A 22,938-nucleotide genomic window follows, 5' to 3' on the forward strand; every position below is an offset into this window, starting at 1 on the left:
CTAATAATTAGTATAAATGATTTTTTCCTCTGATGCAAGTTTTTTTTAACAAAAAATAGTAATGGTATAATATACCATTACTATTTTCATCTAAAATTTAAATACTTATTATTTTTTGCTGTAGAGTTTATATAGCAAAACTTAATTTATACATATCAAAATAGCCAATACTTCTAAAAGCTTTTGATATGTACAAATTAATAGTTTTACTTAAATCTCCATATTAGTCAACTTTAATTACTTCTTTGTCTCCATAATAACCGCATGAATCACATACTCTATGGGGCATTTTTGATTCATGACATTGAGGGCACTCAACAAGGTTAGGAGCTGTCATTTTTATATTAGAAGCTCTTCTCTTATCTCTTCTTGCTTTAGACGTTTTTCGCTTTGGTACTGCCATAACTACACCTCCTCGTCTTCATTGAAAAAATGCTTTAGTTTTTCCAGTCTAGGGTCAATATCATCTATATCGCAGTTACATTCATCTATGTTAAGATTCTGTCCACAGTTTGGACATAAACCTTTACACTCTTCACTACAAAGAACCTTCATGGGCAAAGAAAAAGCCAAAGCTTCTTCAATAACCATTTTTAGATTTAGAAGATGTCCATTAATATAGGAATCGTCTTCAACTTTATTTTCAGATATTGGAATATAAAATTCAATATTATCAGAAATATTAGATTTAAATTCCTTGAGACATCTACTGCACTGAAACACAGCTTTTCCAGAAAAACTAGCATCTATAAATATACTATCACTTTCTTTATATATTTTTCCTAAAACTCTGATAGGGCTTGATTTGACTATATTATAGTCCTTAAGAAATTCTGAATCATCTAAAATGAAATCAAAATTTATATCAACATATTCAATTTTTTCAGTAATAAGTTTAGAAATATTGATATTCATAGGAACACCCCATAGCACAGACAGATTTATTATACAAACCTATCGAATATTTGTCAAGTAAAAGTACTTGATAAAAACAAATTATTTTAAAAGTTCCACTGTATCCTTAGCAATCATTAATTCTTCGTTTGTAGGAACTACTAAAACTTTTACCTTTGAATCATCTGTACTTACTACTGCATCTTTTCCCCTTACATTATTCTTTTCATCATCAATTTTTATGCCCATAAATTCTAAGCCAGAGCAAATCTCTTTTCTATTTGAAGATGAATTTTCACCAAGTCCAGCAGTAAATACTACCGTATCTACGCCTCCCATAACTGCTGCATAAGCAGCTATATATTTTTTAACTCTCATATTGAATTTATCTAAAGCAAGTTTAGCTCTTTCATTTCCCTTTTCTGCAGCTTCTTCTATATCTCTAAAGTCACTGCTAACACCTGAAATCCCAAGAACACCTGATTTTTTATTCATGATATTATTAATTCCATTAATATCCAAATTTTCTTTTTCCATAATAAATGTTACTATAGCTGGGTCTATATCTCCACATCTCGTACCCATAGCCAAACCTTCAAGTGGTGTAAAGCCCATGCTTGTATCAATACATTTTCCATTTTTCACTGCAGCTAAACTAGCACCATTTCCTAAGTGACAAGTAACTATTTTCATTTCATTTATATCTTTACCAAGAAACTCTGCAGCTCTAGCTGAAACATATCTATGACTAGTACCATGGAATCCATATTTTCTTATACCATATTTTTCATATAGTTCATAAGGCAATGGATAGATATATGATGAGCTAGGCATAGTCTGATGGAATGCTGTATCAAAAACAGCAACCATTTGCACTCCTGGCATTAATTCCTGACAAGCTTTAATACCTATTAAATTTGGTGGGTTATGAAGTGGTGCCAATTCGATACATTCTTCAAGAGCTTTTATTACATCATCATTGATAACTACAGATTCACTATATTTTTCTCCTGCATGTACTACTCTATGACCTACGGCATTTATTTCCTTTAAATCTTTAATGGCTCCGTGTTTTTCATCAACAAGGGCATCCAATACAATTTTAAGAGCATCTTTATGGTCTTCCATTGGCTTTTCAATAACAACCTTGTCCATATTTGGAACCTCATGCTTTACTCTAGCTCCCTCAATTCCTATTCTCTCTGCTAAACCAATTGCTAAAACATTTTCATTTTCCATATCAATCAGCTGGTACTTTAATGATGAACTACCACAATTGATAACTAATACTTTCATAATATTCCTCCTCATATTCAAAAATATAAAATATTTGTATAAATTGGTAAATAAATATGCATTTAAATACACCTTTTAAACATCAATGTGTTTTCATAATTAATTTGTTACAAATATTAAGTATATAGATTCCATTAAGTTTTCTATGTAAATTCTCTCTATATATTCTTTCTAAAGTTAATTATAAAAATTCCACATCATAATAATTATAAAATAATCATAAAATTTTTCAAGCTTAAATTGTTATTTTTTTGGTTTTTATAGCTTTTTTAATAATAAATAATGTGATTTTTAAAAATAATATAGTGAAAGAAATTAAAATATTGATTTGTAAATCTCAAAAAACTCCAGGGAATAAAACCATTGCGGCTAGTCTCGTTTCTAAAGTTTTCACTGGAATCTCTATATACGGATAACCAACATTAGAATTTATAATACTTTAGAGTTGGTTATCTATAGTATATAGAAAAATTGTTTATTTTTTATTACTATAATAAAAAATAAATAATATTATTTTAAATGATATAATATTATTATTGATTTATTTAGTTCATATCTACAAAATTATTTTTATAGGTATTCCATAAAAACAGTTAATTTAACCTGTTGTGCTAGTAAATGAATTTTTTTGCTTTTAAATATAACTTATGGAGTTTTAATATTTCATTTGAGTGATTTTTATAACACATAGGAAATTATAATCTTAATAAATTATAAATGAATATAATTTCCGTCATGTGTTTCAAAAAAATCTACCTTATAAAAGCTTTAACTTTTTTAAAATATATAAATAAAGATTGACATTATTTTGCTAAACAAGGAGGAAATATGAAGGTTCTAGGATTGATTACGGAATATAACCCATTTCATAATGGCCACAAATACCATCTTGAAAAATCAAAGGAAATTACAAAGGCAAGTCATACAATAGCTGTTATGAGCGGAAATTTTGTTCAACGGGGGGAACCAGCACTATTCGATAAATGGGATCGCAGTAGTATTGCAATCAAGGAAGGAGTTGACCTAGTTATAGAGCTACCAACGATATTTTCCTGCAATAGTGCTGAATTTTTTGCTTCAGGCAGTATTAATCTCCTAGACTCATTAAATATTGTTGATTATATTTGTTTCGGCAGCGAAAATGATAATTTAAAAAATATTGACTTAATATCTAATTTATTAGTTAAGGAACCCACTAAGTTCAAAGTCATTTTAAAAAATCAGCTAAATATAGGACATCCCTTTCCAGTTGCAAGGGAAAATGCAATAAAAGAGTATTTAGGCAATACCTTAAAAGACATAAACTCATTAAACTCACCGAATTTTATCTTAGGGATAGAATATTTAAAAGCTTTAAAAATCATTAAAAGCAAAATCAAACCCTTTACATTAAAAAGAATAAAGGCTGATTATAATTCTACCGAAATCAAATATGATATTTGTAGTGCAACTGCAATTAGAAAATTATTAGAGGAAAACTATAAAGATATTGAAAAATTAAAAAATCTTGTCCCAAGGAGCAGTTATGAATTTATTAGTACTTCCATCCAAGAAGGCAAAGGACCTATTTTTGTTAAAGATTTAGAGAAAATATTTCTGTATAAGCTTCGCTTTTCTTCTACAAAAGACTTAAAAACTATTCATGATGTTGTTGAAGGGTTGGAAAACAGATTGAAAAAAGCATCTATGATCTGTACAAGCTATGATGATTTATTACAATATTTGAAAACAAAAAGATATACCATGACAAGACTTAAAAGAATCCTTATTAAAGCAATATTAGGTATATCTAAGGAAGATGTAAATACATTGGCAAAAGATCTAAATCCTCAATATATTAGGGTGCTTGGATTTAATAGCAAAGGAGCTCAGTTGTTAAAATCGATAAAGGAATCAAGCTCCCTACCAATTATAACTAATCTAAAAAGATATAATCCTCCAAATGAACATTCTAAAAGGATGATGGAAATAGACCTAATTGCAACGGACATTTATTCTCTTCTATATAAAGAAAAGAAACTATCTAAAGGTGGCTATGATTATATAAAAAAACCTTATATAGACAAAAGTATATAGATAAGGCTTTTGCAGTTCTAAGTTCAAAATTTTGAATATTGCTAAAAGGACCTTAGTAAAAAAGATAAAGCCCTTTTAAAGTAATAAAATAATGCCTCTCTAAATATATATAGAAGTGAGGAAATTGCATAATACATGTGAAAAATTAAAAATACAAAATGTAATAGAGAAAGTCAGGTGAGTTATCTTCATATTGTATTTTAAAATTAATAATGTTAATTATGCAAGTTTCTCAAGTATATATGATTTAGGGAGGCAGCAAAGTTGACTAACTTCATTGTAATACTATTAATAATTCTATCTCTTGTTCTTTTGAGGTTTAAACATAAAGACATTTTTAATAAACTTAAGTCTATTGTTTTTATTATAATTGTTGTTTTTATGGTTTTTTTTATAGTTCTATATCCCAAGGAAATAATAGATGCTGCACATAATGGCATTATTCTATGGGCTAACGTAGTATTGCCTTCTTTACTACCTTTTTTTATTGGAGCAGAAGTTTTAGTTGGACTAGGAGTTGTTAAATTTATAGGAGTACTCATAGAGCCTTTAATTAGACCTATATTTAATGTTCCTGGAGAAGCTTCCTTTGTATTTGCCATGAGTATAACATCGGGATATCCAATGGGAGTAAAATTAACTGCAAATTTGAGAAAAAATAAAACCATAAGTAAATCTGAAGCCCAAAGAATTATATCATTTTGCAGTACATCCGGTCCATTATTTATGATAGGCTCTGTTGCTATTGGAATGTTCAATAATGCAAGTATTGGACCCTACATTATATTAGCTCACTATTTAAGTGCTATAACCGTTGGTATTATATTTAAATTTATTTATATTGATTCTACACCTAAAAATTTCAACAAATGCGATGGGAAAAATATTTTTAAAAAAGCAATAGAGGAAATGTTAAAAGAAAAACAAAATGACGGAAGAACAATTGGAAAACTACTTGGTGATTCTGTTAAAGAAGCTATATCAACACTGGTCTTAGTTGGCGGCATGATTGTCACATTTTCAGTTATAACAGAAGAATTATATTTAATTGGTTTTTTCAATTATATAATGTCAGCCATTAAATTTGTTACATATAATACTATTAGTATCCCAAAGGGCATAATAGAAGCTATGCTTACTGGAATCATTGAAATTACAATGGGCTGTAAGATAGCTTCAGAAGCCTTATTAATACAACCAACTACACAAATCACCTTAGCTACAATGATAATCTCTTGGAGCGGATTATCTATTCACGCTCAATCAGCCAGTTTGCTTAATGGAACAGATATAAACATGAATTCATATATGATATCTAAATTATTGCATTCTATTATTTCTGGTATATATGTACTATTTATCTTAAAACTAACTAACTTCAATTATACTCCCCTTGACAAAGAAGCTTTTTTTCACATAATAAACAGATCCGTTAAATATACATGGGCAGATAATTTAATTTTTGCAAGCTCTATGTTTATAGTAATTTTTATTGTCTTACTTATAATTAGTATTTTATTAGGTTTATCAAAGAGAAAATAATTTTCAAAGCTAAATATTCATATTTTTTAATTCTTCCCTATTTCCTTTTATTGTTCCAATTATCTCTGATGCATTTTTTTCTAATTTTTCTAAAATTTCATCTGCATATTGAATTGACCCATATTTGATTTCATTTGCCTTTTCCTGAGATGCTATGATAATCTTTTCTGCTTTTGCTTGTGCCAGTTTTACTATTTGATCTTTTTCTGCTAGCTCCTCTACTCTATCTTTAGCATTTTGCACTATTCGGTCTGCTTCTTTTTGGGCTTCAACTAATATTTTATTTCTCTCTTCTTTAATCCACTGGGCTTGTTTAACTTCATCGGGAAGCTGAATACGTATTTCTTTTATTAATTCGGTAATTTCATCCTTATCCAACAGAACTTTACCAGAAAATGGTATGGATGAACCGCTTTCAATCAAATCTTCAAGTGTATCAATAAGACCTAACACATTCACGACAAATCCCCCTTTTATATTTTTTTCTTCATTTCTTCTATTACAATATCAGGTACAAGCTCATTAACACAACCTCCAAGTCTAAATACCTCTTTAACTAAGCTAGAGCTTAAATAAGAATATTTGCTGTTAGTTGTCATAAACAGTGTCTCAATATTTTCATCAAGCTTTTTATTCATTAATGCCATCTGAAACTCATACTCAAAATCTGAAACAGCCCTTAATCCCTTTACCATTACACTTATATTTTTCCCTTTTACATAATCTATTAGTAATCCTGAAAAACAATCTATTTCAATATTCTTAATATCCTTAGTGGCACCTTTAATTAGCTCAACCCTTTCCTTAAGGGTAAACATAGGATTTTTACTGGGGTTATCTACAACTGCAACAATTACTTTGTCAAATATTTTTGCTGTTCTTTTTATAATATCTAAATGACCATTGGTTATAGGATCAAAGCTTCCTGGATAAATTACATTTCTCATTTTATTCCTCCTTGCGATAAAAAGAGATCATGGTACTGCCATATTTTTTTTCTTTAAATCTCACTAAATTATTTATTACTTCAGGAATTATATCCTTTATATCATGCTCTACAATTATTATTCCATCTGCATCTAGTAAATTTATCTCTGCTATTTTTCCTAAACAAGGAATAATATAATTTTTTAAATATGGTGGATCCATAAAAATTATATCAAATTTATGGTTCGATTTACCAAATTTCTCTAAAGCAATATATACATCTTCTATTATCACTTCTATTTTATCATTTAATTTTGTTTTTAAAATATTTTCTTTAATAATATTATATTGTTTTCTATTTTTTTCAACTAAGTATGCATGCGCTGCACCTCGACTTACAGCTTCTATTCCTAAATTACCGGTGCCAGAAAACAAATCCAAGATATTTGAATTTTCTACATAGGGTGCTATTATATTAAAAACTGATTCCTTTACCTTATCACTAGTGGGTCTCGTCTTTATACCCTTTGGAGCCTTTAGTTTTACACCTTTTGCCTCCCCGCTTATTATCCTCAATTTATACGCTCCTTTCAAGATTATATTTTAGCACAAATGCAAAATATGAACAATCTTTTCTTCCCTTTCCCCTATGAGTTTAAAGTCCTATATTCCAATTTAACTCGTCGCGCTAGCTCCTATATAGGAAGTTTTTATATTCCCTTTTTCTTCATGTAATAAATTTGTTTTTCTTACATATCTTTGAATAGAAAAAAGGCTTATAAAAATAAAAAGAAGAGATGGTAAAAAAACTACCATCTCTTCTTTTTATTTTTATTATTTATTTACCTGACATTTGTCTTTCAGCCATTTCTACTAGTCTCTTAGTCATATATCCACCAACATAACCATTTTGTCTAGCTGTTAAATTTCCTTTGTCAGTTGTTTGGTAGTTAGATAATCCAAGTTCACTAGCAATTTCATATTTCATTTGATTAAGAGCTTGTTTAGCTTCTGGAACAACTTTCTTATTTGTGTTAGCCATAATATCACCTCCTGTAATATTAATTTCTCCATTAATTCAAAAGTATATGCTAGTAATTTTTTCATGAAATGTAAACATCGACTAATCTACAGAAGGCATTATATGTGGGCTTTATATTGAAAATTCTCTAAACAAATCTCCAAATAATTGGCCCACTTTATTTTTTAATAATTTTTTTTCTTCGTCACTTAAAATTTTATAGTTTTTTAAGATGTCAAAGGCATCTTTTTGGGCTTTTTTAAGTATATCTCTATGCTTAAATAAATCTGCAATTTTAAGTTCAGGTAATCCGTGTTGCTTAGTTCCAAAAAAATCACCTGGTCCCCTTAATTCCAAATCTTTTTCAGCAATTATAAATCCATTATTCGTGCTTTCCATTGTTTTCATTCTTTCTAAGGCAACTTTGTTCTTAGCTTCACTAATAAGAAAACAATAGGATTGAAATTCTCCTCTGCCTACTCTACCTCTAAGCTGATGGAGCTGGGCTAATCCAAACCTTTCTGCATTCATTATTACCATTATTGTTGAATTGGGAACATTTATGCCAACTTCTATTACTGAAGTAGAGATTAATAAATCAATTTCACCCGCCTGAAATCTTTTCATTATAGTTTCTTTTTCGTCGGCTTTCATTTTTCCATGAATTAGTTCCAGATTCCATGACTTAAACACAGTATTTTTAAGCTCATCATAAAGCTCTACAGCAGACTTTGCATCTATTTTTTCTGATTCCTCAACTAATGGACAAACAATATAACCTTGTCTGCCTTTTCTAAATTCTCCTTTTATAAATTCATAAAGCTTTGTAGTTTTATCTTTTGTTACATGATAAGTTTTTATATGCTTTCTTCCAGGTGGAAGCTCATCTATAATAGATATGTCAAGATCTCCATACAATATTAATGAAAGTGTCCTTGGAATTGGAGTGGCCGACATAACTAAAACATCTGTTGTTAAACCTTTTTTCTTAAGAAAGCTTCTTTGTCTTACCCCAAACCTATGCTGCTCATCTGTAACAACTAAACCCAAATTTTTAAACTCTATTTTATCCTGTATTAAAGCATGGGTACCAATAATCATATCTATTTTCCCATCCTTTATATTGCTTATAATATCCTCTTTATTCTTAACACTTCTAGATAGTACACCAATTCTAACTCCAAGGGGCCCGAGTAATTTTTCAAAGCTCTTAAAATGTTGTTCAGCCAATATTTCCGTCGGAGCCATTAATGTACTCTGATAACCGTTTAAATATGCCAAATACATTGCTAAAAGAGCAATAATTGTCTTACCTGAACCAACATCTCCCTGTATTAACCTATTCATTTCCTTAGCCGTTGTCATATCCTCTATAATATCATTGAGGGTACCTCGTTGAGCCTTTGTCAGATCAAATGGTAAGCTTTCAACTAGGTTCTCAAATTTCGATGTAACCTTGAACTTTATACCATTATTACTATTAAAATACTTTTTCTTTATCATAATTAATCCTATTTGTAGAAAAAAAAGTTCCTCAAATACTAATCTATATTTTGCCACTTTAAGTGCCCTTGGAGATGATGGAAAGTGTATATTCTTTATTGCATATTCAATATCACACATTTTGTTATTATTTATTACCTTAGATGGTAAATATTCATATGTTTTCACAGGGCTTTTGAACAATATATAGTCAATATAATTGCTCATTTCTTTTTGAGTTAATCCCTTTGTTAATCCATATATGGGTTGTATTCGACAGAAGTTTTCCAGGCTGTCTGATTTAACACTGCAGTATTCCGGATGAGTTATTTCTATATATCCACCAATATTATTTACATTTCCATAAAAATAATAGCTTTCATTTTCTCTAAAAACATTTTTTAAAAATACTGAATTAAAAAATGTTACATATCCTCTTTTAGTTCCATCCTCAATAGGTATTTTTAATATTTTCATTCTCTTTCTGGTTCTTATTATTTTTGGTTTACCACAAACCCTAGCAATTATTGTTGCTTTTTCCATATGCTTTACCTGATCTAATTTTTGCATATTCCTTCTATTTTGATATGTATTTGGATAATAAAATAATAAATCCTTAATAGAAAAAATATTTAATTTGGATAATAAGGCAAGCTTTTTAGGACCTATGCCCTTAATCTTTGAAATAGAATCATTCAAAATCAGCATATTACCACCCCGTATGAATAAATGCGTTCTATGACGCATTTATATTCTAAGTTCTAAGTAGTAAGCTCTAAAACCTGTACCATTTTTCAAAAACTTTTTTGAAAATTTAAAGGCTAATCAATGATTATCATATACATTCTAACCAAAGATTTAGCCTGTTTTATCCTTGCTTTATATATAGTAAAATAAATTCTAATGTTGGTTATCTATGGATAATAAATAAGATTTTGAGAAAAACCAAAATAAATTTCTATGATTGTATTTCGAATATTGGATTGAAACAGTATTTGTTATTGCATTACAAATAAACCTCTTATTCAATTGAAAATATGTAATAATAAAGAGGCTGTCCCCCATAGTATACTTCTACATCTAAATCTGGATATTTCTCTTGGACCAATAAAGAAATTTCATTGGCCTGCTCTTCATTTACTTCTTCTCCATAATATATAGTAAGTATTTCATCTTCATCACCAATTACTTTGCTTAATACAGATATAGCCACATCTTTAACATCATTTCCAACAGTATCAATTTCACCATCATAAATTCCTAAAATATCATCCTTCTTAATATTCAAATCTTTAAACTTAGAGTCCCTTATTGAGTAGGTGATTTGAACGGTTCTAACATCTTCAATTCCTTCAGTCATACGCTTTTCATTTTCCTCGGGAGTAAATGTAGGATCAAACTCCAGCATTGATGTAATTCCCTGGGGAATAGTTTTAGAAGGAATAACAATTACATTCTTTTCACTGAGTTCCTTTGCTTGATTAGCTGCTAAAATTATATTTTTATTATTTGGTAATATGAATATATTCTTAGCATTAATACCGTCAATAGCCTTTAAAATATCCTCTGTACTTGGGTTCATAGTTTGACCACCCTGAATAACTTTATCAATATTTAAATCCTTAAATATGTTGTTTAAACCTTCCCCCATTACAACAGTAATGAACCCGTATTCTTTAGTTTCTTTTTCAATATCCTCTTCTAAAATATGCCTATTCTTATGTTGATATCTCATATTATCAATTTTTATATCTATTAATTGCCCAATATTAAGTCCATATTCTATTATTTTACCAGGATTATTAGTATGTATATGAACTTTTATTAAATCATCATCGGATACAACTAATAGGCTATCTCCAAAATCTTTAATCTTATTTTTAAATTTTTCTCCATTTAATCCATTACCTTGTATTATAAATTCAGTACAATATCCAAATTCAATCTCCCTATCACTAAGCTCCTTTTTATGACTATGCTGCACTTCTTTAACCTCAGGTGTCAAAACTTCTTTTCCAGTAAGAGCTTCGAAAAAACCTCTGAAAATATATATTAAACCCTTTCCTCCTGCATCTACTACTCCTGCCTCTCTCAAAGCCTCCAGCATCTGTGGTGTTTTTTCAAGTGCTGAATTTGAATGGGATATGATAGCTGAAAAAAAATTATCAAGTTCAATATTCTCATTTGATAATTCTAAAGCCCTCTTACTCGCTTCTCTGATTATTGTAAGTATTGTTCCTTCAATTGGTTTCATTACAGCTTTATATGCAGTATCAGAAGCTTCTTTAAGGGCATTTGCAAAGTCAACAGAGGTAAGAATTTCTTTATTTTTACACCCCTTCTCAAAACCTCTAAGAATTTGTGAAAGAATAACTCCTGAATTACCTCTAGCACCCATAAGGGATCCTTTTGCAGCAGATTTTGCAACTTCACAGGCAGAAGGATTTTCAAGATTAGAAATTTGGCTTATTGCAGAATCAAATGTTAAAGCCATATTAGTACCTGTATCACCATCGGGAACAGGGAAAACGTTAAGTGAGTCCACCACATCACGATTATTGTACAGTAAATAATTACCTTGTATAAACATTTTCTTGAGCATTTCACCATTTATATGTTTTGTCTTCAAGATGACCCCTCCCTTATACTTCTTGAACTCTTATTCCCTCGACATTTATGTTTACCTTTTTTACATTCATTCCAGTCTGATTCTCAACATTATATTTTACTTTATCTATTATATTATCAGCAACGGCAGAAATTTTCGTTCCAAACTGAATTATAACATATAAATCAATAACTATTGAATTTTCATCTACTTTAACCTTTACTCCCCTATGCATATTATCCTTTTTAAGTAATTTTACCAAACCATCAGCAGCAGATTTTGACGCCATACCAACAAGTCCATAGCATTCCATTGCAGACACTCCTGCAATTGTTGAAATAACTTCGGTATTTATATTAATTGTACCTATTTCATTTTCAAATTTTGCTGACATATAATTGACCTCCTTTAGTTTTTGAGGATGTGTAAAATAAGCAACATCAAAGCTTTTACTTAAATCTCTACATATTATTTTATAGTAATCATCCTTCATATTCAATTGCAAGTTAAAAAAACTTGAAATTTCATTGGCAAAATCATTGCATATAGATATTATATACAAATATAACTATTTTGAAAACAATATTGCTTGGAATAATTTATATATATGCAATTTCACCATATCAAATATCAAATTTTTGAAGTTTTTGATCCATATAATTTGATGTATATATATTAAAGCCTTTACTTATGTAATTATATATTGTTATAATTATATATTGAAAGAACCTAACTAAGGCAAAAAGTATTGACCTAACAGATTGTTATATGATACAATAAATATTGTTTTATTAGGAAAATTAACCACTCGAGGAGGTGTTATATATGGCAAAACATTGTGAAATTTGTGGAAAAGGTAAAATTTCAGGAAATAAGGTTAGTCACTCAATCCGTCGTACAAGAAGAACTTGGTCCCCTAATGTTAAAAAAGTAAGAGCTTTAGTTGATGGTTCACCTAAAAGAATAACTGTATGTACTAGATGTCTACGCTCTGGCAAAGTTGAAAGAGCTATATAGTTAATCTTACTTATTAAGGCCTACTGGAAATGTAGGCTTTTTTATCTACATAAAAACAGCTTATACCCTGCTATAATAAGTGCAATTCCAAAAAAAACGATCCAAACACTATAGGGCAAAACCATAACAGCCACAATAGTAATACCTATAGCTACTAATATTAATCCTAATATCTTATCATTTTTTAATTTTATTTTAAAAATTCTCTTTCTGCACTTACCCATTAGAACACCTCATATTCATTGTAGATATAAGAAAAGAATAATAAAAAAGGAAATTATTAACCCAACTAATACTGTATACCAAAATTTTAAAGGGACAAACTCTATTACTATTATTGCTCCTGTTAATCCTAAGATTACGCCAAGAATTTTTCGCATCAATAGCTTTTTTCGCAGCATAAAAATCACTCCTCATGCTTATTAATAATATATTATTCTACTTAACTCTTTTATGACACAAAAAAACACCTACATTTGTAAGCGTTTTAAAATACCACCTATTTTTTAGATAAAAAATAATATTAAAGCTTTAAATTTACAGCTAAAGCTACAAAAATATCTTGAGATGCTTTAGCCTTCATCAATCCTTTGCCTTTATAATTAAAAGCAAACCTTCTTTAAATTCTATGCTTGCTAAGTCCTTATCAATTTCATTACTTATGCCTAAAGTAGAGCCTAGAGGGATTTCTACATCTTTTAAGGGATATTTAAGGCCCTTTAATGTTACCCCTTTAACCTTTACTGATAAAGGTATTATAGAAATATAATATCCTTTTGCATCAGATAGTATCATTTTACTATTTTTATTATTTAAAAGACAAATTTCATTATTCTCATTTATAATTCTGCCCTTTATACCATTATCTAAAACTTTTTTTAATAATGTAACATTAGCTATAGTATGATCCATTCTACTACCAATTGTACCTATAAATATTATTTCTGAAGGTTTTTTTGAAATTGCTAAATCAAGGGCTAATTCAGTGTCAGTTGCATCCTTGTTCCTTGGAAATTTATAAAACTCAATATTCTTTTCCATGAATAAAGCTTTATCTTCAGGAGTAATAGAATCAAAATCACCTATAATTATATTTGGTGCTATATCCATTTTTATTAAATGCTTTGCACCCCCATCGGCACAAATAATATAATCCGAGTCATCTAGTATATCTTTATAAAAACTGTAATCATAAATATCTCCATTAGAAACTATAATGCATTTCATATTTTTTCTCCTAAATTTCTTTAAATTTTTCTTTAAAAGCTAAAACATTGTCTTTAATACTATTGCCACCAAAAACAGCAGAACCGGCTACAATTACATTTGCACCAGCTTTAATAATTTTACTCACATTATCTACTTTAACTCCGCCATCAACTTCTATATCAATATTTTTCCCACTTTCATCTATCATTCTTTTTAGTTTGCTAATTTTTTTTAGAGAGCTTTCAATAAATTTTTGACCTCCAAAGCCTGGATTAACAGACATAATTAATACCATATCCAGTTCATGTAGAACTTCTTCAATTGTATTTAAAGGAGTGGCTGGGTTAAGAGATACTCCTACTTTTACACCGTGGGATTTGATATTTTGTATTGTTCTGTGAAGATGTGTACACGCTTCAACATGAACCGTCAAAAGGTCCGCACCAGCCTCAGCAAATTTTGAAATATAATTATCAGGCTTTTCTATCATAAGATGAACGTCTAATGGCAGTGAGGTTTTATCCTTTATACTATCTAAAACCAATGGTCCTATAGTTATATTAGGAACAAAATGTCCATCCATTACATCTATATGTAAAAGCTCAACCCCAACATTTTCTACTGCTTTAATATCCTTTGACAAATTAGAAAAATCTGCTGATAATATTGATGGAGAAAGTTTTATCATTATTAATACCTCCTATTTTTCTTTTTTTGTATTTGAGTTAAAATTTCTATATAGTTATTGTAACGGTCTTTACTAATATATCCTTTTCCCAAAGCATCTTTCACACCACAAATTGGTTCATTTGTATGAAGGCAATTGTTAAATTTGCATTCTTCAACGTACTGTCTAAATTCTGGGAATAAATTGCAAAGCTCCTCAGAATCTATATAATCAATATTTAGTGAGGTGAATCCAGGAGAATCTACTACCCATCCTCCAAAATCAAGCTCCATTAATTCACAATGTCTTGTTGTATGCTTACCCCTTTTAATCTTACTGCTTATTTCTCCAGTTTTAAGCTTAAGTCCCGATTGTACTTTATTTAATATACTTGATTTGCCCACACCCGATGGACCTGCAAAAACAGATATCTTATTTTTCAATATCTCCTTTATTCTATCAATTCCAATATCTTTTTTAGTGCTGCAGGGTATTATTTCATATCCAGTTTTTCTATAAATTTCTATTATTTCATTTAGACTTTCATCCTTAGCTAAGTCAATTTTATTTATACATATTTTAAGAGATAAATTCTTATATTCTGACATAATTAATATCTTGTCTAAAAGTCTTAAATTAGGGCTAGGATTTTTTAATGCAAAAACTATAATGGCTTGGTCTACATTTGCAACTGGAGGCCTTATAAGTTCTACATTTCTATCAATAATGTCCTCAATAACCCCTTGATTTGTAATATTATTAAATGTAAAAAATACATAATCACCTACCAAGGGAGTTATTTTTTTATTTCTAAATTTTCCCCGTGCCTTACATTCATAAATATTTTGACCTCGCTTAATATAGTAAAAGCCCCCTATCCCCTTAACAATAATACCTTTTTCCATTCAACTCCTCCTTATTCAAATAGAATATCCTGTGAATGTTTCAAAGTTTCTCCATAGTATACATCTAGCTTAACTATACCTCTACCAGATATTATCAGTCTAAGTTCCTCTTCATCTTTATTGTGAATACCTTCATGAACAGTAGTAGAAACACCATTCATCGTTTTAACAACCTTAACTACTTCCTGCTGCGCTTCAAGATTTAGAGGTATTCTACAGTTCCTCTTTAACAGAGGTAATTCTTCTTCTTCAGGAGGCTGCTCTATTTTTTCAGGTCCTTTACTTACAATCAAACTAAAAACAGAGTTTTCTTTAACTTCTGATCCCGGCGATATAGTCTGACTTATTACGAAATCCTTTTCAACTTCATCATTAAATTCATAATCAACTTTTTGTATTATAAATCCAAGTTTTTCAGCTGTTTCCTTAGCATCCTTTATATTTTTATTTTGTAAATTTGGCATAATTAATGTTTGAATTTCTCTGCCCTGACTAACTAAGATATCAACAGCACTTCCTTCATCAACCATTTCACCTGCTTCAGGAAACTGTTTTATAATAACGCCTATTGGTAAATCACTATACTCACGATCTATATTCCTTAGCTCAAGGTTTTCATTGTCCAATTCAACCCTCGCTTCATCTATTTCCTTATGGACTATTTTAGGAATGGCAACTTTCTTTGGACCTTTACTCAAGATCAAGCTAACGGTATGTCCTTCCTTTACAATTTCTCCTGCTGAAGGGGTTTGACTAATTACATGACCTTCTGGCACACCATTATTAAAAACTTGACTTTCAACCATAACACCTAGTCCTAAATTACTCAGGCTTTCTTCAGCAATCTGTTTGGATTCATTTTCAATATTGGGAATTTGAACTTCCTTTACAACAAATCTTTCGATAATATCACTATAGAAAATTGAAAAAACAAATACAACAGAAATAAGAAGTGCCGATACCACTCCAATTATTAAAGTTAATTTATTAATTCTCTTTCCATCATTAGAATTATCGTCCATATCATCAATATCATCCAAATCACCTATTGAGGGAATTACTCTAGTAGGAGATTCATCATCATCAATAAAATCGATATTATGCTCAGGATTCTTTTTTGCTTTTTCCAAATCATCATATAATTCAACAGCATTATCATATCTTTTATTTTTATCTTTTTGCGTGGCTTTTAAAATAATATTCTCCAAGCCTTTACTAATATCATCACTAATCATTGATGGAGGTACTATTTCCTCTTTTAGATGCTTTAAAGCCACAGTTATAGGAGTGTTTCCAGAATAAGGAACTCTTCCTGTTTTCATTTCATACATAGTAATTCCAAGGGAGTATATATCAGACTTTTCATCAACAAATCCTCCCCTTGCCTGTTCAGGGGAAAAATAATGTACTGATCCAATAACATTTCCAGTATTAGTTATTGTTGAGGATGTTATTGCTCTTGCTATCCCAAAATCTGTGACTTTTATTCTTCCGTCATCTGTAATAAGAATATTATGGGGTTTAATATCTCTATGAACAATATGATTATTATGGGCATGTTGTAGTGCTAAAGCTATTTGTTTAGATATATTAATAACTTCCTCATTTGTCAAGGAACCCTTTTCTTTAATATGTTTCTTTAATGTTTTACCCTTTACATATTCCATAACTATATAATGGGTATCATTATCGGTTCCTACATCGTATATGTTTACAATATTGGGATGAGAAAGACTGGCAGCAGCCTGAGATTCCTTCTCAAATTTATTTAAAAAATCTTCATCACTTATAAATTCCGGCCTAAGTATTTTAACTGCAACAAATCTATTTAAAAGATGGCATTTAGCTTTATATACTAAAGCCATACCGCCGCCACCAATCTTTTCAAGTATTTCATATCTATTACCAAGTAATTTACCAATCATAGTATCACTCCCTCATTAACTACGCCTATATCTGATAGCAATTAATGTGATATTATCGAACCCTCCCTTTTTATTAGCTTGATCAACCAAATTATCACAAGCTACTTGAAGGTTCAAGCTGTTAAGAAAGCTTTTTTTAATTAAATGATTATCTACAGCATTCGTAAGGCCATCTGTACAAAGAATAATTATATCGCCATCATAAAGATCATAACTAATTATATCGGGCAAAGGACTTATTTGTGTTCCAAGGGCCTTAGTTATTACATTTCTTTTCGGATGGTTTTTAGCTTCAACTTCAGTAATACTACCATTTTTCACAAGTTCACCTACCAAAGTATGATCCTCTGTAAGCTGGGTGAGCTCACCATTCCTTAATAAATAAGCTCTACTGTCTCCAACATGTCCTAGATAAACTCTGTCATTTAAGAATAACGCCATTGTAATTGTTGTCCCCATACCATCCCAATTTTCAAAGGACAATGCCTGTCTATATATTTCACTATTTCCTTTATCTATTGCTTTTCTTATTAGATTACTAATATCTTCATCATTAATCAAAGATATACCGTGGAGCTTATTATCTATAAATTTACTAACTTTTTGGATCGCCATTTCACTGGCAATTTCTCCTGCATTATGGCCCCCCATACCATCAGCAACAATGAAGATATGGTTATTTTTTTCCTCTACATAATAGGAATCTTCATTTTTATCTCTTATTTTTCCTATATGAGTTTTTGCTGCCCACTCCATTAGATCACCTCAACACTTTGATTAACCACTAAGAAAAAGGTTAATTACAAAATTTCTATTATAAAGCAATATCCATATACTTTACAATATACTTAATAAAGCAAATTGCATAATTGCCTTTTTTAAAAATCATCTACTACATATAGCTTAAAATTCTCTAAAACTATATAATATGTATTATAAAGTCCAGTTAGAGTTATGCAATTTCCTCAATAAATAAGTTTATCATAAAATTATAAAATTTAAAACTACAAATTATTCTACTTTTTTCATCTTACAGATAAAGAATCCATCGGTATTTGAAATATGGGGGTATAGCTGCAAATATTTTTCTTCTGGTCTTATATTATGAGGTAAATCATCCTTAATATCTATTAAAGTGAATTCACCATTTTCTTCTAAAAACTTTCTAATAATTTTTTCGTTTTCTTCATCTTGTATAGTGCAAGTACTATAAATAAGAATTCCACCATTTTTTACATATTTAGAACTTACCTTAAGTATTTCTATTTGCAATTTTGAAAGCTCTATTATATCCTTTGGTTCTTTCAAATACTTTATTTCTGGCTTGCGTCTTATTATGCCAAATCCAGAGCATGGTGCATCTACCAGAACTTTATCAGCTAAACCTATAAGATTATCATCTAATTTTAAAGCATTATACTGCTCTGATTCAATAATAGTTATACCTAATCTCCTTGAATTAGCTTTAACTAAATCCAGCTTGTGTCTATGAATATCCCTGGATAATATCCTTCCCTTATTATTCATTAATTGAGCTATATGAGTTGATTTCCCACCTGGAGCGCTGCATACATCGATTATGAATTCTCCTTCTAACGGGTCTAATATATGGCTAACCAGCATAGAACTTTCATCTTGAACCTGAAAAAGCCCTTTATTAAAGGAGTCTAATTTATCTAAACTATTATTCATTGACTCAACAATTAATGCTTCCCTTGCCAAATTACCTTTTCTGCATGAAATGCCTTCTTCATTTAGTTTTTTTATTAAAGCCTCTCTGCTTATTTTTAATGTATTAGCTCTAACTGTTAAATTAGGCGATTTATTATTTGCCTCCAATAGTTTTTCGGTAAATTCTAGGCCATAATCATTTAACCATTTCTTTACCAGCCATTCTGGATGAGAATATTTTACCGATAGAAATGATATAGGATTTTCGTCATAATTAGGGAAAGATATTCTATCCTTAACTCTTAAATAACTCCTTAATATGCCATTTACAAAACCTGATAATCGAAAATTCACTTTTTTTGCAAGCTTTACAGATTCATTTACAGCTGCTGAATCTGGAACTTTTTGCAAAAAAATTATTTGATAGAGTCCTAATCTTAAAATATTTAATATTTCAATTCTAATTTTTTTCATCTTAGTTTTTGAAAGATTCTTTATTATATAATCTAGGTATATTTTGTTTTCCAATACACCATAAACCAATTGACTAATAAAACGTCTATCTAAAGCTGTAACATTACTTTTTCTTAAGTATTTATTTATTGTAATATTAGAAAACGCCTTATTTTCTTCTATGTCAATTAAAATATTTAAAGCAATTCTTCTAGGATTTTCATTGTTCATAATGTTCCTCCTGTAGGTTATGTCTATAGGATCATTCTGTATGGTCAAGGTTAAGGCTGAAGTTAAGTATTCTGATCATCCTTCTGGAAAAATGACCCTAACTCTCAACCTTAACTTCAGCCTAGACCATGCTTTATATTTTAATACATATCTTAATCTCTACTATCCCTCAGCACAAGTAATCTTAATAATTGAGCAATTGAAACAGCAGCAGCAGCAACATAAGTTAATGCCGCAGCATTTAAAACAGATTTTGAAGATTTCACTTCTTCATTATATATTAAACCATTTGCTGTAAGCTGATGGATAGCCCTTGAGCTTGCATTATATTCAACAGGTAAAGTTACTACATGAAATAAAATCGCAGCTAAATAAATATATATTCCTAATGTCATTAATGAATAGGTTCTTAAAAAAAAGCCCAAAAAAGCCAATGGAATTGCAAAACTAGAGGCAAAAGATGCCACAGGAGCAATTTGACTTCTTATAGTTAAAGGGGCATAGCCCTTTGCATGCTGCAGAGCATGGCCAACCTCATGGGCTGCTACACTGATTGAAGCTATTGAAGTGCTATTATAAACGCTGCTTGAAAGCCTTACAACTCTTTTTCTAGGGTCATAGTGATCAGTAAGCTGGCCTCTTATATGTTCAATATTTACATCCCTAAGTCCATTTCTGTCTAATATCATTCTTGCCACCTGGGCACCAGTATAGCCTCTTCTATTTCTGATTTGCAAATATTTGTTGAAGGTTCCCTTTACTTTGCTCTGAGCAAAAACTGCAAATAATATTGCTGGTATCAGAAGTATCATACTAAAATCAAAAAAATATGGCATATAATACATTTTATTCCCTCCTTAGAAAATGTTTTATAGCTTTTTCAACCTTATTAATATCTACTTTTGTATTATAGCATGGACCATTAGGTCTTTCATTTTTTACACCTATTACCGGTATATTTTTTACATCTAATATACCATGGGATAAATCCCTTTCACAGGCCACCGCTATTATACCTTTAGGTCTGTGGTCTTTTATAACCTTTCTTGCCAAGGTTCCCCCAGTAACTATATACAATTTAACATTATAGCTTGTACATAAATCAAGAAGACCATTGATATCACATCCACCGCATTTTTTACAATTGTTAACATCTCCTGTGATCTTGTACTTGCAACTTGACTTTTGAAGACAATGGGGAGCAACAATCAAAATATCTTTCGGATTTAATTTTTTACTTTTAGAAAGTACTATCTTATTATTAATTTCCGAAAAAAACCTTCTTATGGAATCCTTTTCAATTTTAAATATATTGGTAAAAATAATCATTAGCGGATAAATAATTCTTATTGATTTTTCAAATATAGGTATTAGAAATTTAGGTATAGTATTATTTTTTTCTATTCTAATTATTAATAACAGTAGACATAATAAATATATGGTAAATACAATTAAAAACAACACTATAATTTTTGAAACGGCAAGATATATATTTAATCCACTGTTTTGAATTAAGAAAAATAATCCAATTGATAAGGATATAATAAAGAAAATAATGAAAATTAATATATTGAGGAAAGTACTTTTATCTTTATTAATTTCATTTTTCATACTATTTTATTCTCCTAGTAGAATTCCTGTTTCAATATTATTTCCCCTAATATATTCATCAACTGTCATCTTTCTACTGTTGGGAAGCTGAATTTCTTCAATAATAACTATTCCATCACCTGCAGCAATAAAAATGCCTTCTCTATCAACTTTGATAATTTTACCATAAGTATCATCAACTTCCTTTTCTTTCAAAAAGCTGCATTTCCAAATTTTCATTTTTTCATTCTTGTAGATAGTATAAGCCACAGGCCATGGATTTAAACCTCTGACTAAATCACATATGGATTTTCCACTATTTTCCCAATTAATCAATCCAGTCTTTTTATCTAACATACTGGCATAGCTGCTTTCATAATCATTCTGGGGAATTCTTGGGGCCTTATTTATCTCAATAAGCTTTAAGGTCTCAATCAATAGATCAGCACCTACCTGACAAAGGATATCGTGAAGCTGACCTGCAGTCATATTCTCATTAAGATTTACCTCTTCTTTTAAAATCATATCCCCTGTATCAAGACCTTCGTCCATATACATTGTAGTTATTCCTGTTTTCTTTTCACCATTGACTATTGCCCAGTTTATTGGAGCTGCACCTCTATACTTTGGTAAAAGAGAAGCATGGACATTGATACATCCTTTATCTGGCATTTCAAGTATTTCTTTTGGTAGTATTTGACCATAGGCAACTACGACAATACAATCAAAATCCATATTACTTATAATATCAATATTTTCTTTTTCCTTGATTTTCTTAGGCTGAAAGACATTTATGCCATGCTCAATGGCCTTAGCCTTTACAGAGGAAGGTAAAACTTTTTTACCCCTCCCCTTTGGTCTATCAGGCTGAGTAACAACCGACACAACATCATAATTATTTTTAATCAATGCTTCTAAACATGGAACAGCAAAATCCGGAGTTCCCATAAATAGAATCTTCATATGCTTTACACCTACTCTTCAATAATTTTATCTATAAATAGTATTCCATTTAAATGATCTATTTCATGGCAAAAAGCCCTTGCCAATAGCTCTTCTCCTTCTAGATATATTTCTTTACCTTCTCTATTTAATCCCCTGACCTTTACATAATTTGGCCTTTCCACATTGCCTGTTGTATTAGGTACACTTAAACAACCTTCATCGTCAATCTGAGAACCACTTGTCTCAATAATCTCAGGATTAATTAGTTCTATTATACCATCCCCAACATCTATAACGATAATTCTTTTTAATACCCCTACTTGAGGTGCAGCTAACCCAACACCGTTTGCTCCATACATTGTATCTATCATATCATCAATGAGCTGAGTTATTCTATCATCAATTTTTTCTATAGGTCTTGATTTTTTCCTTAATATAGGATCTTCGTCGGTTCTAATATTTCTTATAGCCACTATCTT

The 22,938-nt window shown here is 30.0% G+C and carries 24 protein-coding genes; 3 read left to right on the forward strand and 21 right to left on the reverse strand.

Annotation, left to right across the window (positions count from 1 at the left end):
• Positions 1-223 precede the first annotated feature (223 nt).
• The 3 genes from rpmF to B5X81_RS22450 all read right to left on the reverse strand — a co-directional run bounded on the left by rpmF (position 224) and on the right by B5X81_RS22450 (position 2,190).
• Complete coding sequence (rpmF, locus tag B5X81_RS22440; protein WP_079495080.1) at positions 224-403, reverse strand: 50S ribosomal protein L32; 180 nt, start codon at positions 401-403, stop codon at positions 224-226.
• A gap of 2 nt (positions 404-405) precedes the next feature.
• Complete coding sequence (locus B5X81_RS22445) at positions 406-915, reverse strand: YceD family protein (RefSeq protein ID WP_079495081.1); 510 nt, start codon at positions 913-915, stop codon at positions 406-408.
• Positions 916-996: 81 nt separating this feature from the next.
• Positions 997-2,190: an acetate kinase gene (locus B5X81_RS22450; RefSeq protein WP_079495083.1), complete on the reverse strand. Its 1,194-nt coding sequence runs from the start codon at positions 2,188-2,190 to the stop codon at positions 997-999.
• A gap of 828 nt (positions 2,191-3,018) precedes the next feature.
• Here B5X81_RS22450 and B5X81_RS22455 point away from each other — a divergent pair.
• Complete coding sequence (locus tag B5X81_RS22455; RefSeq protein ID WP_079495084.1) at positions 3,019-4,266, forward strand: nucleotidyltransferase; 1,248 nt, start codon at positions 3,019-3,021, stop codon at positions 4,264-4,266.
• 264 nt (positions 4,267-4,530) lie between these two features.
• Entirely contained in the window at positions 4,531-5,808 is a 1,278-nt protein-coding gene (locus tag B5X81_RS22460) for a nucleoside recognition domain-containing protein (protein WP_079495086.1), read from the forward strand.
• Positions 5,809-5,817: 9 nt separating this feature from the next.
• On the opposite strand, the gene B5X81_RS22465 is transcribed toward B5X81_RS22460, so the two are convergent.
• The 7 genes from B5X81_RS22465 to B5X81_RS22495 all read right to left on the reverse strand — a co-directional run bounded on the left by B5X81_RS22465 (position 5,818) and on the right by B5X81_RS22495 (position 12,240).
• Positions 5,818-6,267 (reverse strand): cytochrome P450, encoded by a 450-nt coding sequence (locus tag B5X81_RS22465; RefSeq protein ID WP_170917561.1) that lies wholly within the window; start codon positions 6,265-6,267, stop codon positions 5,818-5,820.
• A 14-nt stretch (positions 6,268-6,281) separates the two neighbouring features.
• On the reverse strand, positions 6,282-6,755 hold the full coding sequence (coaD, locus tag B5X81_RS22470) for a pantetheine-phosphate adenylyltransferase (protein ID WP_079495089.1): 474 nt from the start codon (positions 6,753-6,755) through the stop codon (positions 6,282-6,284).
• Between the two features lies 1 nt (position 6,756).
• Positions 6,757-7,329, reverse strand: a complete 573-nt coding sequence (gene rsmD / locus B5X81_RS22475; RefSeq protein WP_079495091.1) for a 16S rRNA (guanine(966)-N(2))-methyltransferase RsmD — start codon at positions 7,327-7,329, stop codon at positions 6,757-6,759.
• A gap of 244 nt (positions 7,330-7,573) precedes the next feature.
• Positions 7,574-7,777 carry an alpha/beta-type small acid-soluble spore protein gene (locus B5X81_RS22480; RefSeq protein ID WP_079495093.1) on the reverse strand — a complete coding sequence of 68 codons (204 nt, stop codon included), beginning with the start codon at positions 7,775-7,777 and terminating at the stop codon, positions 7,574-7,576.
• 111 nt (positions 7,778-7,888) lie between these two features.
• Positions 7,889-9,946: an ATP-dependent DNA helicase RecG gene (gene recG, locus B5X81_RS22485; protein ID WP_079495095.1), complete on the reverse strand. Its 2,058-nt coding sequence runs from the start codon at positions 9,944-9,946 to the stop codon at positions 7,889-7,891.
• Between the two features lie 313 nt (positions 9,947-10,259).
• On the reverse strand, positions 10,260-11,867 hold the full coding sequence (locus B5X81_RS22490; RefSeq protein ID WP_079495097.1) for a DAK2 domain-containing protein: 1,608 nt from the start codon (positions 11,865-11,867) through the stop codon (positions 10,260-10,262).
• Between the two features lie 13 nt (positions 11,868-11,880).
• Entirely contained in the window at positions 11,881-12,240 is a 360-nt protein-coding gene (locus B5X81_RS22495) for an Asp23/Gls24 family envelope stress response protein (RefSeq protein ID WP_079495099.1), read from the reverse strand.
• A 431-nt stretch (positions 12,241-12,671) separates the two neighbouring features.
• Here B5X81_RS22495 and rpmB point away from each other — a divergent pair, with 431 nt between their 5' ends.
• A complete protein-coding gene (rpmB, locus tag B5X81_RS22500; RefSeq protein ID WP_079495101.1) occupies positions 12,672-12,863 on the forward strand; it encodes a 50S ribosomal protein L28 in 192 nt (63 codons plus the stop codon).
• Between the two features lie 41 nt (positions 12,864-12,904).
• On the opposite strand, the gene B5X81_RS22505 is transcribed toward rpmB, so the two are convergent.
• The 11 genes from B5X81_RS22505 to def all read right to left on the reverse strand — a co-directional run bounded on the left by B5X81_RS22505 (position 12,905) and on the right by def (position 22,932).
• Complete coding sequence (locus B5X81_RS22505) at positions 12,905-13,087, reverse strand: hypothetical protein (RefSeq protein ID WP_079495103.1); 183 nt, start codon at positions 13,085-13,087, stop codon at positions 12,905-12,907.
• Between the two features lie 358 nt (positions 13,088-13,445).
• Complete coding sequence (locus tag B5X81_RS22510; protein ID WP_079495105.1) at positions 13,446-14,090, reverse strand: thiamine diphosphokinase; 645 nt, start codon at positions 14,088-14,090, stop codon at positions 13,446-13,448.
• A gap of 10 nt (positions 14,091-14,100) precedes the next feature.
• Positions 14,101-14,760 (reverse strand): ribulose-phosphate 3-epimerase, encoded by a 660-nt coding sequence (gene rpe, locus B5X81_RS22515; RefSeq protein ID WP_079495107.1) that lies wholly within the window; start codon positions 14,758-14,760, stop codon positions 14,101-14,103.
• A 2-nt stretch (positions 14,761-14,762) separates the two neighbouring features.
• Positions 14,763-15,644, reverse strand: coding sequence for a ribosome small subunit-dependent GTPase A (gene rsgA, locus B5X81_RS22520; protein ID WP_079495109.1), 882 nt, complete (start codon positions 15,642-15,644; stop codon positions 14,763-14,765).
• Between the two features lie 11 nt (positions 15,645-15,655).
• Positions 15,656-17,569: a Stk1 family PASTA domain-containing Ser/Thr kinase gene (pknB, locus tag B5X81_RS22525; protein WP_079495110.1), complete on the reverse strand. Its 1,914-nt coding sequence runs from the start codon at positions 17,567-17,569 to the stop codon at positions 15,656-15,658.
• A 15-nt stretch (positions 17,570-17,584) separates the two neighbouring features.
• A complete protein-coding gene (locus B5X81_RS22530; RefSeq protein WP_079495112.1) occupies positions 17,585-18,325 on the reverse strand; it encodes a Stp1/IreP family PP2C-type Ser/Thr phosphatase in 741 nt (246 codons plus the stop codon).
• Between the two features lie 255 nt (positions 18,326-18,580).
• A complete protein-coding gene (rsmB, locus tag B5X81_RS22535; RefSeq protein WP_079495114.1) occupies positions 18,581-19,924 on the reverse strand; it encodes a 16S rRNA (cytosine(967)-C(5))-methyltransferase RsmB in 1,344 nt (447 codons plus the stop codon).
• A 152-nt stretch (positions 19,925-20,076) separates the two neighbouring features.
• Positions 20,077-20,769: a zinc metallopeptidase gene (locus tag B5X81_RS22540; RefSeq protein ID WP_079495116.1), complete on the reverse strand. Its 693-nt coding sequence runs from the start codon at positions 20,767-20,769 to the stop codon at positions 20,077-20,079.
• Position 20,770: 1 nt separating this feature from the next.
• Positions 20,771-21,535 carry a DUF116 domain-containing protein gene (locus tag B5X81_RS22545; RefSeq protein WP_079495118.1) on the reverse strand — a complete coding sequence of 255 codons (765 nt, stop codon included), beginning with the start codon at positions 21,533-21,535 and terminating at the stop codon, positions 20,771-20,773.
• Positions 21,536-21,541: 6 nt separating this feature from the next.
• Entirely contained in the window at positions 21,542-22,477 is a 936-nt protein-coding gene (gene fmt, locus B5X81_RS22550) for a methionyl-tRNA formyltransferase (protein WP_079495119.1), read from the reverse strand.
• 11 nt (positions 22,478-22,488) lie between these two features.
• Positions 22,489-22,932: a peptide deformylase gene (gene def / locus B5X81_RS22555; RefSeq protein ID WP_079495121.1), complete on the reverse strand. Its 444-nt coding sequence runs from the start codon at positions 22,930-22,932 to the stop codon at positions 22,489-22,491.
• Between the last annotated feature and the right edge of the window lie 6 nt (positions 22,933-22,938).

It is taken from the genome of Maledivibacter halophilus (assembly GCF_900167445.1).
GTDB classification, from domain to species: domain Bacteria; phylum Bacillota; class Clostridia; order Peptostreptococcales; family Caminicellaceae; genus Maledivibacter; species Maledivibacter halophilus.

Bases quoted from the DNA above. Each gene is read 5' to 3' on its own strand.
- fmt (WP_079495119.1), bottom strand. From the start codon at position 22,477: ATGAAGATTCTATTTATGGGAACTCCGGATTTTGCTGTTCCATGTTTA.
- B5X81_RS22530 (WP_079495112.1), bottom strand. From the start codon at position 18,325: ATGGAGTGGGCAGCAAAAACTCATATAGGAAAAATAAGAGATAAAAAT.
- B5X81_RS22480 (WP_079495093.1), bottom strand. From the start codon at position 7,777: ATGGCTAACACAAATAAGAAAGTTGTTCCAGAAGCTAAACAAGCTCTT.
- rpmF (WP_079495080.1), bottom strand. From the start codon at position 403: ATGGCAGTACCAAAGCGAAAAACGTCTAAAGCAAGAAGAGATAAGAGA.
- recG (WP_079495095.1), bottom strand. From the start codon at position 9,946: ATGCTGATTTTGAATGATTCTATTTCAAAGATTAAGGGCATAGGTCCT.
- rsmB (WP_079495114.1), bottom strand. From the start codon at position 19,924: ATGAACAATGAAAATCCTAGAAGAATTGCTTTAAATATTTTAATTGAC.
- B5X81_RS22450 (WP_079495083.1), bottom strand. From the start codon at position 2,190: ATGAAAGTATTAGTTATCAATTGTGGTAGTTCATCATTAAAGTACCAG.
- B5X81_RS22505 (WP_079495103.1), bottom strand. From the start codon at position 13,087: ATGGGTAAGTGCAGAAAGAGAATTTTTAAAATAAAATTAAAAAATGAT.
- coaD (WP_079495089.1), bottom strand. From the start codon at position 6,755: ATGAGAAATGTAATTTATCCAGGAAGCTTTGATCCTATAACCAATGGT.
- rsgA (WP_079495109.1), bottom strand. From the start codon at position 15,644: ATGGAAAAAGGTATTATTGTTAAGGGGATAGGGGGCTTTTACTATATT.
- pknB (WP_079495110.1), bottom strand. From the start codon at position 17,569: ATGATTGGTAAATTACTTGGTAATAGATATGAAATACTTGAAAAGATT.
- rpmB (WP_079495101.1), top strand. From the start codon at position 12,672: ATGGCAAAACATTGTGAAATTTGTGGAAAAGGTAAAATTTCAGGAAAT.
- B5X81_RS22455 (WP_079495084.1), top strand. From the start codon at position 3,019: ATGAAGGTTCTAGGATTGATTACGGAATATAACCCATTTCATAATGGC.
- B5X81_RS22540 (WP_079495116.1), bottom strand. From the start codon at position 20,769: ATGTATTATATGCCATATTTTTTTGATTTTAGTATGATACTTCTGATA.
- B5X81_RS22445 (WP_079495081.1), bottom strand. From the start codon at position 915: ATGAATATCAATATTTCTAAACTTATTACTGAAAAAATTGAATATGTT.
- rpe (WP_079495107.1), bottom strand. From the start codon at position 14,760: ATGATAAAACTTTCTCCATCAATATTATCAGCAGATTTTTCTAATTTG.
- B5X81_RS22495 (WP_079495099.1), bottom strand. From the start codon at position 12,240: ATGTCAGCAAAATTTGAAAATGAAATAGGTACAATTAATATAAATACC.
- B5X81_RS22510 (WP_079495105.1), bottom strand. From the start codon at position 14,090: ATGAAATGCATTATAGTTTCTAATGGAGATATTTATGATTACAGTTTT.
- B5X81_RS22545 (WP_079495118.1), bottom strand. From the start codon at position 21,535: ATGAAAAATGAAATTAATAAAGATAAAAGTACTTTCCTCAATATATTA.